Below are 14,355 nucleotides of genomic sequence, written 5' to 3' on the forward strand. Positions count from 1 at the left end.
GCGCCCCCCCCCCCCCCCCCCACGCCGGCCGACGCGGCGGCGATCGCGGCGATCTACGACCACTACATACGCTCGACCCACGCCACGTTCGAGGAAACTCCGGTCGGCGAAAGCGTGATGGCCGCACGCATCGCCGAGGTCGGCGCACGCGGCCTGCCCTGGCTCGTCAGCGAATGCGATGGCGATGTCGCCGGCTACGCCTACGCGGGCCCATGGAAGGCGCGCAGCGCGTACCGCCACACGGTCGAGAGCACGATCTATCTCGACGCCGCCTGCACCGGCCGCGGTCTCGGCCTGCCGCTTTATCTGTCGCTCATCCACGCGCTGCGTGCGTGCGGCACGCACGCGGTGATCGGCGGCATTGCACTGCCGAACGCTCCGAGCATCGCACTGCACGAAAAAGTCGGTTTCCACGCGATCGGCCGCTTCGCCGAGGTCGGGCGCAAGTTCGATCGCTGGATCGACGTCGGCTACTGGCAGCGGCTGCTGTAAAGGCGCGCCGTCCGCGCAACCTCACCGCGCGCGCGCGGTACCCACTCCACGACGGTCCAGCCGTGGAGACATTCATGCTTACTCCTGCCGCACAAGGCCTCGCCCTCATCACCCTCCTCGTCGCGGTGCACGCGTCGGCCGCCGAGCACCACGTGAGCGTCGGCGGGCAGAGCTACAGCGACGGCTACTACTACGCCGACCTCAGCTTCAGTCCGCGCCAGCTGACGATCCAGGCCGGCGATACGGTCGTGTTCGACAACCAGGGCGGTTCACACAACGTCACGGCGGATGACGGCTCGTTCCGCTGCGCCCAGGGTTGCGACGGCGACGGCGGCAACGGTAATCCGAGCGCTGCCGCATGGCATGCGTCGGTCACGTTCGACACGCCCGGTACCTATGGCTACCACTGCCAGGTGCACCAGGGCATGGGCATGACGGGATCGATCATAGTGCAGGGCGAGGCGCCGGCGCCGTTCAACCTCGACCAGCAGGGACTCAGCGGCTCGTGGGCGAACGCGGCGACCGAGTCGCAGGGCCTGGTCATGACGGTCTGGCCCGACTTCGCGGGCGCGGGGCGTGGCCTGCTGTTCGGTGGCTGGTTCACGTTCGACGTGACGGCGGCCGGCGGCCAGCGCTGGTACACGCTGCAGGGCGACGTCGTGCGCGACGCCGCGTCGGCGACGATGCCGATCTATCTCACCGAGGGCGGCGCGTTCGACACCGCCCAGGCGACGACGACGCAGCCGGTCGGCGAAGCGGTGCTCCGCTTCGACGACTGCACGCACGGTTCGCTCGCATACGCGTTCTCCGATGGCAGCGGCCGCAGCGGCACGATCCCGATGACGCGCCTGCTCGCCAACGTCAATTGCAGCGCGGGCGGCAGCAACGCAGGCGGCGACTACCTGCGTTCGGGCGCATGGGCGGACCTCGGCAACAGCGGCCAGGGCCTCGTGATGGACGTCGCTCCGCCGCAGGATGTGTTTTTCGCAGCCTGGTACACCTTCCTCGCAGACGCGCCCGTCGACGCCGGAAGCGCCGGCCAGCACTGGTACACGCTGCAGGGAACGCTGGCGGCTGCAGGGCCCGCGAGCCTCGCCGACATCGGCATCTTCGACAGCAGCGGGGGCGTGTTCGACCGGCACGCGACAACGACGACCGAGCCCGTCGGCAGCGCGAGCATCACTTGGCACAGCTGCAGCGCGGCGACGCTCGCCTACGCGTTCACGGCGGGCCCGAACAGCGGACGCAGCGGCACGCTCGAGCTCACCCGCCTCGGTCCGGTACCGGCGGGGTGTTCGCTGTAATGCACGATACGGCGAGCGAGCGTGCGAATCAGGCGCGCTCGCTCGCCCGATCCGCGCGCCGTCAGACGCCGCGGTAGGGCGCGAGCAGGGCGGGATCGGCGAACAGCGCGTCGGGCACGAGCCAGCGTGGCTCGCGCCCGGCGGCGAGCAGCGCGCGGATCTGGCTCGCCGAGATTTCCAGCGGCGTCACTTCGATCGGCAGCACGCGTCCGGCCGGCGAGTCGCGCAGGCTCGCCGCATCCGCACAGCGGCGCGAGGCGATCTTCGTGCGCAGTTCGGTCGGCAATGCGCCGCCCTCATGACCGGGCCGCGTCAGCACGCCGATGTGGGCGAAGTCGAACAGCTCGCGCCAGCGATGCCAGCTCGCGAGGCCCGCGAACGCGTCGGCGCCGACGAGCAGTACGAGCGGTCGATCCGCACCGATCTCCTCGCGCACCTCGGCCAGCGTGTCGATCGTGTACGACGGCCCTTCGCGCTGCAGTTCGCGTGTGTCGAGCACGAGCCGCTGCTGCCCCGCGAGCGCGGCGCGTACGAGCACCGCGCGCTGCCCGGCGTTCGCTCGCGGCTGGTCGCGGTGCGGTGGCACGCTCGCCGGCAGCAGGCGCACGTCGGCGTCGAGCGCCTCGGCGGCTTCCCAGGCGACGCGCAGGTGCGCGTTGTGGATCGGATCGAAGGTGCCGCCGAACAGGGCGAGCGGGCGCGTCACGGCGGCCCCGGCGTATGCAAGCATGCCGGCGGCCGCTCGGCGGAGCGCGCGTTCACGCGCGTGCGCACAGCGATCCCGCGCGCCGCGGCGCGGCGATCGCGGCGACGAGGCGTTCGAGTTCGCGCCAGCCGTTCGCTTCGCGCCAGGCGGTGAGATCGGCGAGCTTGCCGAGCGCGAAATAGATCGGCGCGAGTTCGTCGCGGCCCTTGACGATGCGGTCGATGCGACCGGCCTGTTCGAGGCAGCGTTCCCAGTGCGCACGATCGGAGTTCTTCAAGGCGCGGCGGAACAACCCTTCGCGCGCCTGCGGCCAGATCCGCTCGCTGCGCAGCGCCGCCTCGGGATTGGGCGCCGACGCGAGGCGCAGCAAGGTACGCAACTGCGTGAGCAGCCAGCCGAGCAGCGGAATGAGTTCTTCGCCCTCGGCCCGCAGGCCCGCGACGATGTGCAGCGCGCGCGCGGCGTCGCCGGCGAGCGCCGCATCGGCGAGGCGGAACACGTCGTAGCGCGCGTCGTCGGCAACGCTCGCCTCGAGCGTGTCGACATCGAGCGTCTTCCCCGCATGCAACAACGCGAGCTTGTCGATCTCCTGCGCCGCGGCGAGCAGGTTGCCTTCGACCCTGTCGGCGAGCAGCGCGATCGCATCGGAGGAAAGGCGCAAGCCCCTCGATGCGGCGCGCGCGCCGATCCAGTCCGGCAACTCCTCGCGCTTGAGCGGCCACGCCACGACGAGCGCGCCCGCGCGCTCGATCGCGGCCGACCACGCCGCTTCGTGCTTGCGGCTCCAGTCGTTCGCGGTCACCAGCAGCACGGTATCGGGGGGCGGCGCCGCGCAGTACTCGACGAGCGCGGCGCCGCCGTCCTTGCCGGGTCGCCCGCTCGGCAGGCGCAGGTCGATGAGGCGGCGGCTCGCGAACAGCGACATCGAACGCGCCGCGTCGGCAAGGCGGCTCCAGTCGAAACCCGATTCGACGTCGAGCACCTCGCGTTCGAGGTAACCGAGCTCCCGCGCGCGCGCGCAGCGCGTCGGCCGCCTCGATCACGAGCAGCGGTTCGGCGCCGGCGATGAGGTAGACGGGCTTGAGTTCCTGCGCCCCCAGCTGGCGGCGGAATGCGGCGGGGGTCGTCGACATGGGTCGGATTCTACATGCGCCGAAACACGGGGCGCGCACGACTTTCCATGGAGCAGCTGTCTTTGCGGAAGCGCATCGCGACTGGAGTCGCGCCCACAGGGGGCTTTTGCCCGCCTCTCGTGGGGGCGTAAGCCGCGATGCGACCGCCGGTACAGCCGTGCGCATCGGGCCGCGCATAGGCGGTATGCGCGCAGCGCGGCCGCCGATCGATCTCCCTCACTTCCCTCGGGAGCGCGGCCCGCGCCTCACTGCGCCGCGTGCGTGCGCGCCTCGAGCCGGCGCAGCACGGCCTGCACCATGTCCTGCTGCAGCTCTTTCGTGAGCAGGTCGGTCTGCGCGGCCACGCCGAGCGACTGGCTCGCATCGAAGGTGAAGTCGCGGCTGAGTTCGATTGTCTGCCTGGGCACGATCACGCCGCCGGTGCCGTCGAGCACCTCGAATTCGACGTGGTAGCGCAGCGAGTACTCGGTCGCGCGCGCGTTGCCGCCGACCGAAAGGACGTCGGTGGAGAACGCATTCGCGTCGAATCGCAATGTCGCGATGTCGGGGCCGTCCATTTCGACGACCTCGCTGCCCGAGCGCGGCAGCGCCTTGGCGAGGCCCTTGGCCAGCGCGCTCGACGAGTCGGCGATCTGGATGTGCACGCGCTTCATGCTCGGTGGCAGCTCGGCCTCGCGGCGCAGGTGGAACCCGCACGCGGCGAGCGGCAGGGCGAGCAAGGCGACGAGGGCGAACGGCGTGCGACGCAGGGTCATGTGCGGGTTCCGGCGGCAATCGGTGGGCTGGCGACGAGCAGATCATACGGTGCAGCCCAGCCCGGCAGCGAGCGGATGCGCTCGAGCCAGGCGATCAGCGCAGGCCACGGTGCGAGATCGACGCCGGCCTGGTCGGTCCAGAAGAGGTAGCCGCAACACGACATGTCTGCGATGGTCGGCGCATCACCGGCGACGAACGGGCTCGTCTCGAGCTCGCGCCCGAGCCGGTCGAAATCGGCGTGCATGCGTCCTGTCCACCAGGCCTCGAGCGCGGCGTCCGCGCGCGCGAAGCGGCGCGAGAAGCGCAGGTGCGGGAAGCTCATCGCAAGGCGGTTCGCCTCCCACGCGAGCCACTCGCGAACGCGCGTGCGCTGCGCGGGCGTGCGCCCGTCGAGCTTGCCGTAGCGGCGCGCGGCATGGTCGAGGATCACGTTGGACTGGCATACCGCGAGGCCGTCCTCGTCGACGAGCACGGGCACTTCGCCGAACAGCGATGCGGCGCGGAAGTCTTCGCTGCGCTGCTCGCGCGGCAGGTTGAGATCGACCGCGCGCTGCTCGAAGGGCACGGCCATGAGGCGCAGCGCGAGTGCGACCTTGTAGCTGTGGCCCGATTCGCGATGGCAGTAGAGGACGGGTACCGTCACGGCGGTTTCCTGTGCGAATGTCCGCGACCCTGTCGCGGAGCGACGGCGACGCCGCCCGCGCGGACGGCGGGGTCGGATGATCGGGGATCAGACGACGATGTTGACGATCTTGCCCGGCACGACGATGACCTTCTTCGGCGCCTGGCCGCCGGTGTACTCGGCGACCTTCGGCTCGGCCAGCGCGAGGCGCTCGACCTCGTCCTTGCCGGCCGACACCGGAACCTCGATCGTCGCGCGCAGTTTGCCGTTGACCTGCACCGCGAGCGTGACCGCATCGCGCACCAGCGCGGCCGGGTCGGACTTCGGCCAGGGCTGGTCCTCGATCAGCGTCTCGCCGTGCCCGAGCACCTGCCACAACGCATGCGAAACGTGCGGCGTGACGGGATTGAGCAGCAACACCATCGCTTCGAGCGCCTCGTGGCGCACGGCGCGCCCCTGGTCGCTCGCGTCGTCGAACTTCGCGACCGCATTCAGCAACTCCATCAGCGCTGCGATCGCAGTGTTGAAGGAATAGCGGCGGCCGATGTCGTCGGACACCTTCTGGATCGTCTCATGCACCTGGCGGCGCATCGCCTTCTGCGCGGCATCGAGCTTCGCCGCATCGACGACCGGGTGGTCGGGATGCGCCGCGTGCGAGACGACCTCGCGCCAGAAGCGGCGCAGGAAACGCGCCATGCCCTCCACGCCGGCCTCGTTCCATTCGAGCGACTGGTCCGGCGGCGCGGCGAACATCGAGAACAGGCGCACCGTGTCGGCACCGTACTTGCCGACCATCGACTGCGGGTCGACGCCGTTGTTCTTCGACTTGGACATCTTCTCGGTGCCGCCGATCATCACCGGCTGGCCATCGGACTTGAGCCGCGCGCCGACCACGCGCGCGCGATCGTCGCGCTGGATCTCGACATCGGCCGGGTTGATCCAGTCCTTCGAGCCGTCCGCATTCTCGCGGTAGAACGTCTCGGCGATGACCATGCCCTGGCACAGGAGGTTGGTCGCCGGTTCGTCCGAGTGGACGAGGCCCTCGTCGCGCAGCAGCTTGTGGTAGAACCGGAAATACAAGAGGTGCAGGATCGCGTGTTCGATGCCGCCGATGTACTGGTCGACCGGCAGCCAGTGGTTCGCGCGTGCATCGACCATGGCGGTCGCGCCCGGGCTCGTGTAGCGCGCGTAGTACCAGCTCGACTCCATGAAGGTGTCGAACGTGTCGGTCTCGCGCTCGGCCGGGCCGCCGCACTGCGGGCAGGTCGTCCTGCGCCATTCGGGGTCGGCCTTGATCGGCGACTGCACGCCCATGAACTGCACGTCCTCGGGCAGCACGACCGGCAGTTGCTCTTCCGGCACCGGCACGGCGTCGCACTTGGCGCAGTAGATGATCGGGATCGGGCAACCCCAGTAGCGCTGGCGCGAAACGCCCCAGTCGCGCAGGCGCCAGTTGACGCGGCGCGCGCCCTTGCCTTCGCGTTCGAAGCGCGCGGCGAGTGCGTCGAACGCGCCACGATAGTCGAGGCCATCGTATTCGCCCGAGTTCACCAGCGTGCCGTACTCGACGTACGCGCCCTTTTCGATGATGTCGCGCTCGAACTGCTCGACGATGCTCTCGGCCGCGGCCGGTTCGTAGACGTCGATCGCACGGCTCTCGCCGAGCGCGGCGGACATCGGGTCGGTGTTGCGCGCGGCATCGTCGCCGAGCGCACGGATCGCATCGCGCACCGCGTCGCTGACAACGACCATCTTGATCAGCAGGTCGTATTTGGTCGCGAATTCCCAGTCGCGCTGGTCGTGCGCGGGCACCGCCATGACGGCGCCGGTGCCGTAACCCATCAGCACGAAATTGGCGATCCATACCGGCACGCGTTCGCCGGTGACCGGATGGATCGCGGTGAGGCCGGTGTCGATGCCCTTCTTTTCGGCGGTCTCGATGTCTGCCTCGGCGGTGCCGCCGTGGCGGCATTCGTCGATGAACGCGGCGACCAGCGGCTTGTCGCGCGCGGCCTTCAGCGCGAGCGGATGCTCGGCGGCGATCGCGAGGTAGGTCACGCCCATGAGCGTGTCCGGGCGCGTGGTGAACACGGTCAGCGGCTCCTGCTCGCCTTCGATCGCGAATGCGATCTCGAGGCCTTCGGAGCGACCGATCCAGTTGCGCTGCATCGTCTTGACTGCGTCGGGCCAGCCCGGCAGGCGATCGAGCCCGTCGAGCAGTTCCTGCGCATAGCTCGTGATCCTGAGGAACCACTGCGGGATCTCGCGCTTCTCGACCAGCGCGCCGGTGCGCCAGCCGCGGCCGTCGATGACCTGCTCGTTGGCGAGCACGGTCTGGTCGACCGGATCCCAGTTGACGACCGACTGCTTGCGGTAGGCGAGGCCCTTCCTGAACAGGCGCACGAACATGCGCTGCTCGTGCACGTAGTACTCGGGCCGGCAGGTCGCGAATTCACGCGACCAGTCGATCGCGTAGCCGAGGGTCGCGAGCTGCGCGCGCATGTGCTCGATGTTCGCGTAGGTCCATTTCGCCGGCGCCGTGTTGTTCTTGATCGCCGCGTTCTCGGCCGGCAGGCCGAATGCATCCCAACCCATCGGCTGCAGCACGTTGCGGCCGTTCATGCGCTGGTAGCGGCTGATCACGTCGCCGATCGTGTAGTTGCGCACGTGGCCCATGTGCAGCGCGCCGGACGGGTACGGCAGCATCGACAGGCAGAAGAACTTCGGCTTGGATGCGTCTTCCGTGACCTCGAACGCGCGCGTCGCGCGCCAGTAGGCCTGCGCGGCCGCTTCGACGGCCCTGGGTTCGTAATTTTCCTGGATCGCCATGGATGGTCGCGCGGCGTCATGCCGCTTTCGGGTTCGCGAATGAAAGGACGACGAGCCTAACGCAGCGCAGCAATCGAGGAAAGGCGCTGCCGCCCTGCGCACCGGCGCGGCCAATGGCGGTCGGCGCCACCGGGTGGCGTAAGGGGCAGACGGGGAACGACCCCTGATCATCCGCAGCGAGGAAAATCGTATGAACCGCTTGACGGTATGCGTCGCGCTGGCCGTGGCGCTCGGAACGGGGATGGGCGCATCGATCGCCCATGCGGACGGTTTCACCTACCACGGCAGCCTGCAGGACGCCGGCAAGCCGGCCAACGGGCGCTACGACCTGCAACTCACGCTCTACTCGGCGCAGGACGGCGGCCACGTGCTCGCGGGCCCGGTCACCCTCTACGGCGTCGACGTCAAGGACGGCAGCTTCAGCACGAGCGTCGACTTCGGGCCGATGAGCCTCGCCACGCAGGGCTGGCTCGGCGTCGCGTTGAAAGCCGCGGGGGGCGGGTCATTCGTCGCACTCGATGCGCGCTCGCCGGTGGCACCGGCCGGCGGCTGCCCGGGCTCGTGGGCGCTCGACGGCAATGCGGGAATTCCTTCGGGAAGCTATCTCGGCACCTCCGATGCGAACAACGTCGTCATCGAGGCCAACAGCGGCGTCGTCGCGCGCTTCTCTCCGAACGGGTCCAGCGGCATTTCGTATCCATACGCCACCGACGGCGCGTACTCGACGGCGATAGGCTACAACGCGGGCACGCACTTCGAAGGCTCCATCGTCACCGGCGGGCACAACGACACCACGTTCAGCAACTCCATCCGCGACACGGGGCCCAACCAGGTCATCCTCGTCGCGCAGAACGGCGTCGGCATCAACACGAGCCATGCGCCCGACAACAACGCGCTACGCGATGAGTTGACGATCGCGCCCTCGGCGCACCTGCCCGGTGCCAATGCCGATCTCACGTTCGAGACCTCGACCACCGCGACCGGCTACAACGGCTTCAACTTCAGCGCGATCCCGGGCGGCTACTTCCAGTTGAACGGCCTGCACGACGACAACAACGTGCTGACCTACCACTCGCTGATGTACATCAACTACTCGAGCTCTTTCGGCGGCTACGGCGTATTCCAGTTCAACGGCGCGAACGGCCCGGGCGTCTTCAATGTCGGCCACAACTCCTCGACCGGCAATGGCGCCTACCTCACCGCAGGCGGCGTCTGGACCAATGCGTCCAGCCGCAGCTTCAAGGAAGCGTTCGAGAAGGTGGACACCGTCGACGTGCTCGGCAAGCTCGTCTCGTTGCCGGTGCAGACGTGGCTGTACAAGGGCTCGCACGGCGAAGGCCGGCACATGGGGCCGGTCGCCGAGGTATTCGCGGCGGCCTTCGGCCTCGGCAACGACGACACCCACATCACGACCGTCGACGAAAGCGGCATCGCGTTCGCGGCGATCCAGGGTCTCAACCGGAAGGTCGAGCACGAGAACGATGCGTTGCGCCGCGAGAACGCAGACCTGCGCAGTTCGCTCGAGCGCATCGTCGCGCGTCTCGAACGCCTCGAAGGCCGCAAGGGGGACTGACCATGGCCACCTCCACCCCGGTCATCCGCGGCGGACCCCTGGTCGCCGCGCTCGCGCTGCTCGCGCTCGCGTCGGCCGCGAGCGCCGGCGATGCCACGCGCCGCTACACCGTTCACGCGAGTCTGCGTCCCGCCGTCGTGAAAACGGCCGCTCGCGGCAGCGGGCTGTCCCTGCAGGCGAGCCTGGTCGCGAGCCGATCGTACATTCCCGTGCAGGAAGGCGGTGACGTCGCACTGATCGGCAAGCTCGCGCACGTCGTGCTCGGCTGCGCTGACGATACGATCTTCGCCAACGGCTTCGAAGCGCCGATGTGACGGCGACACGGCGCGGATCCGGTCGCTCCGGATCCGCGCCCGACGCTTTCGATGCAGGGCAGCGTTCCAAACGCGAAGCCAGGCGCTAGGATTGCCCTTCCACATCGAAGCGAAGGGGTCCACATGGGCATGCGCGTGATGTCGCTCGCGGCTCTCGCCGTTCTCGCGTCACCGGCGTTCGGCGCCGACGAGGCGCGCCCTTCGGTCGTGCACTGTGGGCATCTGGTCGACACGCCGGCCGGCAAGCTGCTCGGAGAAACCAGCATCGTCGTCGACGGCAAGCGCATCCGCGAGGTGAAACCGGGTCGCGTCGAGATCGCCGGCGCGACGACGATCGAACTCGGCGATGCGACCTGCATGCCCGGCCTCATCGACAGCCACACGCACCTGACCGGCGAGACGAGCCCGACCGGCTACACCGACCAGTTCCGCTGGAATGTCGCCGACTACGCGATCCGCTCGACCGTCTACGCGCGGCGCACGCTCGAGGCCGGCTTCACGACCGTGCGCAACCTCGGCGACAACGACGGCGAGTCGGTCGCGCTGCGCAATGCGATCAACGCCGGGATCGTGCCCGGGCCGCGCATCTTCACCGCGGGCGTCGCGATCGGCTCGACCGGCGGTCACGCCGACGGCACCGACGGTTACCGCAAGGACCTCGCCGGCGACCCTGGTGCGAAGCAGGGCATCATCAACGGCGTCGACGACGCCTGGAAGGCCGTTCGCCAGCACTACAAGGACGGCGACGATCTCATCAAGATCATGCCGTCGGGCGGCGTGCTCGACGAGGGCAGCAGCGTCGACAACGCGCAGATGACGCTCGAGGAAGTGAAGGCGGTCGTCGCCGCCGCGCACGACTACGGCTTCACCGTCGCCGCGCACGCGCACGGCGCCGAGGGCATCCGCCGCGCGATCGTCGGTGGCGTCGACTCGATCGAGCACGGCACCTTCATGGACGATGCCGATATCAAACTCATGAAGGAACACGGCACCTGGTACGTGCCGACGATCATCGCGGGCAAGTACGTCGAGGAGAAGGCGAACGTGCCCGGCTACTACCCGGCGCAGATCGCCGCGAAGGCGAAGCAGGTCGGCCCGCTGATCCAGCAGACCGCGGCGCGTGCGTACAAGGCCGGCGTGAAGATCGCGTTCGGCACCGACGCGGCGGTCTATCCGCACGGACAGAACGCGAAGGAATTCCAGTACATGGTCGAGGCCGGCATGCCGGCGATGTTCGTGCTGCAGGCAGCGACGACGCATGCGGCCGAACTGCTGCACAAAACGAAGGACCTCGGCAGCGTCGAGGCCGGCAAGATCGCCGACGTGATCGCCGTCGCCGGCAACCCACTCGAAGACATCACGCGGATGCAGAAAGTCGCGTTCGTGATGAAGGAGGGGGAGGTGTACAAGGGCGGTGCGAATGCGCCGGGGCGCTGAGGGGCGCAGGCGCTGGGGTGGGGACAAAGGGCTGAGGGCTGAAAGGCGGTACCCGCTCCGGAACTGCCTTCCCGCGCGCAACGCGGCGCGAGCTTCTTTTCAGCCCTGGGCCCTCTCAGCCCTCAGCCCTTTCTTCGCCTTTCCACTGGAATACCTCCTCGACCCGCGCCCCCAGCGCGTGCGCGATGCGGAACGCCAGTTCCAGCGAGGGCGCGTAGCGTCCCGCTTCGAGTGCGATCACCGTCTGGCGCGTGACGCCGCAGGCGTCGGCGAGCGCCTGCTGGGTCATCTCGCCGCGCTCGAAACGCCGGCGGCGGATCGTGTTGGAGACCTGGGTGCCGTTGCCCATCGCGATCAGTGCCGGTCGCGCCAGTAGCCGAGGCCGACGACGAGATACTCGAACGCGCACGAAACGATCAGCGCGACGACGAGCAGGTGGCCGAGCAGCGGCGGTACCGCCCAATCGAGCCGTTCCGACGGAGAGAACGACAGCAGAAGCGCGTAGCCGACGAGGATCACGACGAGCGCGAGGCGCGCCGCGCCCGCGCCGCGCGCTTCGATCTCGCGATCACGCTCGTCCCGTTGCACGCCGCGGCGCCAGCGCGCATCGAGTACTCGCGCGAGGATCGCCCAGGCGATGAGCAGCATGACGATGTTGCGGCCGATGCGGTTCGCGTCCGGGTTGTGCCACAGCGGCGGCCCGTGGAACACCGGCGCATGCACGATCGCGTACGCGGCGATCACGAGCGTGAAGGCGAGGCCTAGCCAGGCGCGCCATTCGCCGGGCGACATCGCAACGCCGATCCCGCCGTCGGGAAGCCGCGAGATCGCATAGAGCGAACCCCAACCGGCCGTCATGAGCAGGAACACACCCGCGTTGCCGGTGTCGACACCGAGCACGCGCACGGGACCTGCGAGCAGCAGCCAGGTCGCGAATGCGGCCACGACGGCGAGACCGACGAACCCGAGGCGAGGCAGCGACATGCGTCATCTCCAGCAGACATAATGTAACGCATACATTACATTTACCGAGGGCGATGTCAAGTATTTTTGACATCGTCTTGCGAATCGCGACCGCTGGCACAATCTGCGACCGACCCGATCCAGGAGCCACCGAATGTCCGCGACCCCGCCCTCCCCCTACGTGTTCGACGCGACCGAAGCGAACTTCCAGACCGAAGTGCTCGACGCGTCGTTCGACCAGCCGATCCTGGTCGACCTGTGGGCGACGTGGTGCGGGCCGTGCAAGGTGCTCGGCCCGCTGCTCGAAAAGGTTGTCGGCGAGTTCAATGGTGCGGTGCGCCTCGCCAAGATCGATTGCGACAAGGAGCAGGCGCTCGCCGCGTCGTTCGGCGTGCGCAGCATCCCGACCGTCGTGCTGATCCGCGAAGGCCAGCTCGCCGACGCGTTCACCGGCGCGCTGCCCGAAGGCGCGATCCGCGAATTCCTCGCGCGCCACGTGCAGCCGAACGAAGCCGTGCCCGAGGACGGCGCCGCTCCCGTGCGGGACGAAACACCCGAGCAGGCGATCGCGCGCATCCAGCAGGCGATCGCGGCCGAGCCCGACAAGGCCGAACTCAAGCTCGAACTCGCCCTCGCGCAGATGCAGGCCGGCAATGCCGCGGCGGCGGAAGCGGAACTCGACAGCCTGCCCGCCAACCTCGCCAACGACGATCGCGCCCGGCGGCTGCGCGGCCAGCTCGATTTCGCGCGCTCGCTCGAAGGCGCCCCGGGCGCGGCCGAACTGCGCGCACGCATCGAGCGCGACCCGAGCGATCATGCCGCGCGCGACCTGCTCGGCGTGCGCCTGCTCATCGACGGCGAAGCGGCCGCCGGGCTCGACCAGTTCCTCGCGATCCTCCAGGCCGATCGCACGTGGAACGAGGGCCAGGCGAAGAAGCGCCTGATCGCCGCATTCAACGTGCTCGACGACGCCGAACTCGTCGGTAGCTACCGCCGCCGCATGTCGTCTCTCTTGTTCTGACGCATCGCCGGCGGGGCGGTACGCGCATGGCGCGTGTCGCCGACGCCCGCGCCGGAGCATCGCGACCGAAGTCGCCCCCCCTCGGAAGCCTCGCTTGCATGCGAAGGGGCTCCATCCGTTCGCCCGAGCGCAGGCCGCAGGCCGGAGTCGAAGGGGCGTCGTCTTCGGCCCTCAGCCCTCGCACCTCACCCACCCTCTCCTGCACCAACGCCCGGTATTCCCGTGGCGCAAACCCCGTCCCCGAGCAACCTCGTCGTCGCGACGAGCGGTGGCAGCGGCGATGCCGACCTGTTCGTCATGGCCGGCGACTGGCCGAGCAGCAGCGACTGCGACGTCGCCTCCACCCTGCCCGGCAATGACGATAGCGTGAGTGTCGCCGCGCCGGCGAGGGGCTGGTACTACATCGCGCTGCTGGCGACGCAGCCGTTCAGCGGCGTCGTGCTGCGGGCGCAGTACGACACGCACTGAACGGACGTACGGGAGTCCGCCAGCAGCTGGATCCGGGCGTTCACCGGGATGACGAAGAAGGAGTGAACGCGACGCGCATCGCATGGCGCGCCGCGAGGGGGCGGACACCCGAGCTACACGGGCAAGCGCCGCAGCATCACGCGCAGCAGCAGGCCGATCGCAATGAACAGGACGGCCGCACTTGCCGCGAGCGACGCGTGGATGCCGATGCTCGCGCCGACGAGCCCGACCGTGACGCCGCTGAAGGTGCGCATGCCGAGGCCGAACATCGTGAACACGCCGATCGCGCGACCGCGCATCTCCGGCGGCGCATCCAGCTGCACGAGCGTCTGCGCCATCGCGTTGAACGACAGTTCGACGAACCCCGCGACGAACAGCAGCGGGATCGCCAGCATGTAACTGCGTGTGAGCGCGAAGCCGCCGAGGGCGAGGCACCACGCCATCGCGAGCAGGCAGGCGGTACGTGCGCGCGGCTGCAACAGGCTGCGGCTTTCGAGCACGATGCCGGCGGTGAGCGCACCGGCGGCGTCGGCGCCGAGCAGCAGGCTGTAGTAGAAGTCCGCCTTCGCCTGGCCGAGATCGTGCGCGAAACCGGGCATCTGCGCCTGGTAGGCATTGCCGACGAACAGCGAGGCGAGGCCGGCCAGCAGGGTCATCGCGAGGATCACGCGACGGTGCGATATCTCGCGCATCGCACGGCCGATGTCGCCGAGCGTGCGCACCGCGCGCGTCGCGAC

General features: G+C 69.1%; 14 protein-coding genes and 1 pseudogene. 7 read left to right on the forward strand and 8 right to left on the reverse strand.

The window, feature by feature from the left end; all coding sequences use genetic code 11:
- Both ACTHK2_RS02785 and ACTHK2_RS02790 read left to right on the forward strand, forming a co-directional pair.
- Positions 1-492, forward strand: a 492-nt coding sequence (locus tag ACTHK2_RS02785; RefSeq protein ID WP_440244170.1) for an N-acetyltransferase family protein, incomplete at its 5' end; no start/stop codon positions are given.
- 74 nt (positions 493-566) lie between these two features.
- Positions 567-1,796: a cupredoxin domain-containing protein gene (locus ACTHK2_RS02790; RefSeq protein WP_440244171.1), complete on the forward strand. Its 1,230-nt coding sequence runs from the start codon at positions 567-569 to the stop codon at positions 1,794-1,796.
- A gap of 61 nt (positions 1,797-1,857) precedes the next feature.
- Here ACTHK2_RS02790 and nadD read toward each other — a convergent pair whose 3' ends face one another.
- The 5 genes and pseudogenes from nadD to leuS form a co-directional block, all read right to left on the reverse strand.
- Positions 1,858-2,526, reverse strand: a complete 669-nt coding sequence (gene nadD / locus ACTHK2_RS02795) for a nicotinate-nucleotide adenylyltransferase (protein WP_440244172.1) — start codon at positions 2,524-2,526, stop codon at positions 1,858-1,860.
- Positions 2,527-2,554: 28 nt separating this feature from the next.
- A pseudogene (gene holA / locus ACTHK2_RS02800) lies at positions 2,555-3,635 on the reverse strand (DNA polymerase III subunit delta).
- Between the two features lie 245 nt (positions 3,636-3,880).
- Positions 3,881-4,390, reverse strand: coding sequence for an LPS-assembly lipoprotein LptE (locus ACTHK2_RS02805; RefSeq protein WP_440244173.1), 510 nt, complete (start codon positions 4,388-4,390; stop codon positions 3,881-3,883).
- Entirely contained in the window at positions 4,387-5,034 is a 648-nt protein-coding gene (locus ACTHK2_RS02810; protein WP_440244174.1) for a glutathione S-transferase family protein, read from the reverse strand. The genes ACTHK2_RS02805 and ACTHK2_RS02810 overlap by 4 nt, the downstream gene beginning before the upstream one ends.
- Before the next feature lie 87 nt (positions 5,035-5,121).
- Positions 5,122-7,842, reverse strand: coding sequence for a leucine--tRNA ligase (leuS, locus tag ACTHK2_RS02815; protein WP_440244175.1), 2,721 nt, complete (start codon positions 7,840-7,842; stop codon positions 5,122-5,124).
- A 190-nt stretch (positions 7,843-8,032) separates the two neighbouring features.
- On the opposite strand from leuS, the gene ACTHK2_RS02820 reads away from it, so the two are divergent.
- The 3 genes from ACTHK2_RS02820 (at position 8,033) to ACTHK2_RS02830 (ending at position 11,166) form a co-directional block, all read left to right on the forward strand.
- Complete coding sequence (locus ACTHK2_RS02820) at positions 8,033-9,415, forward strand: tail fiber domain-containing protein (protein ID WP_440244176.1); 1,383 nt, start codon at positions 8,033-8,035, stop codon at positions 9,413-9,415.
- 2 nt (positions 9,416-9,417) lie between these two features.
- Entirely contained in the window at positions 9,418-9,729 is a 312-nt protein-coding gene (locus ACTHK2_RS02825) for a hypothetical protein (protein ID WP_440244177.1), read from the forward strand.
- Between the two features lie 123 nt (positions 9,730-9,852).
- Complete coding sequence (locus tag ACTHK2_RS02830; RefSeq protein WP_440244178.1) at positions 9,853-11,166, forward strand: amidohydrolase family protein; 1,314 nt, start codon at positions 9,853-9,855, stop codon at positions 11,164-11,166.
- 115 nt (positions 11,167-11,281) lie between these two features.
- Here ACTHK2_RS02830 and ACTHK2_RS02835 read toward each other — a convergent pair whose 3' ends face one another.
- Entirely contained in the window at positions 11,282-11,515 is a 234-nt protein-coding gene (locus tag ACTHK2_RS02835; RefSeq protein WP_440244179.1) for a helix-turn-helix transcriptional regulator, read from the reverse strand.
- 5 nt (positions 11,516-11,520) lie between these two features.
- Positions 11,521-12,150: a hypothetical protein gene (locus tag ACTHK2_RS02840; RefSeq protein WP_440244180.1), complete on the reverse strand. Its 630-nt coding sequence runs from the start codon at positions 12,148-12,150 to the stop codon at positions 11,521-11,523.
- 133 nt (positions 12,151-12,283) lie between these two features.
- On the opposite strand from ACTHK2_RS02840, the gene trxA reads away from it, so the two are divergent.
- Both trxA and ACTHK2_RS02850 read left to right on the forward strand, forming a co-directional pair.
- The gene (gene trxA / locus ACTHK2_RS02845) at positions 12,284-13,150 is read left to right on the forward strand and encodes a thioredoxin (protein ID WP_440244181.1); all 867 of its coding nucleotides are present in this window, start codon (positions 12,284-12,286) and stop codon (positions 13,148-13,150) included.
- 222 nt (positions 13,151-13,372) lie between these two features.
- Positions 13,373-13,618: a PPC domain-containing protein gene (locus ACTHK2_RS02850; RefSeq protein WP_440244182.1), complete on the forward strand. Its 246-nt coding sequence runs from the start codon at positions 13,373-13,375 to the stop codon at positions 13,616-13,618.
- Positions 13,619-13,731: 113 nt separating this feature from the next.
- Here ACTHK2_RS02850 and ACTHK2_RS02855 read toward each other — a convergent pair.
- Positions 13,732-14,355, reverse strand: a 624-nt coding sequence (locus tag ACTHK2_RS02855) for an MFS transporter (RefSeq protein ID WP_440244183.1), incomplete at its 5' end; no start/stop codon positions are given.

Source organism: Dokdonella sp. (genome assembly GCF_051958935.1).
In the GTDB taxonomy this organism is placed as follows: domain Bacteria; phylum Pseudomonadota; class Gammaproteobacteria; order Xanthomonadales; family Rhodanobacteraceae; genus Dokdonella_A.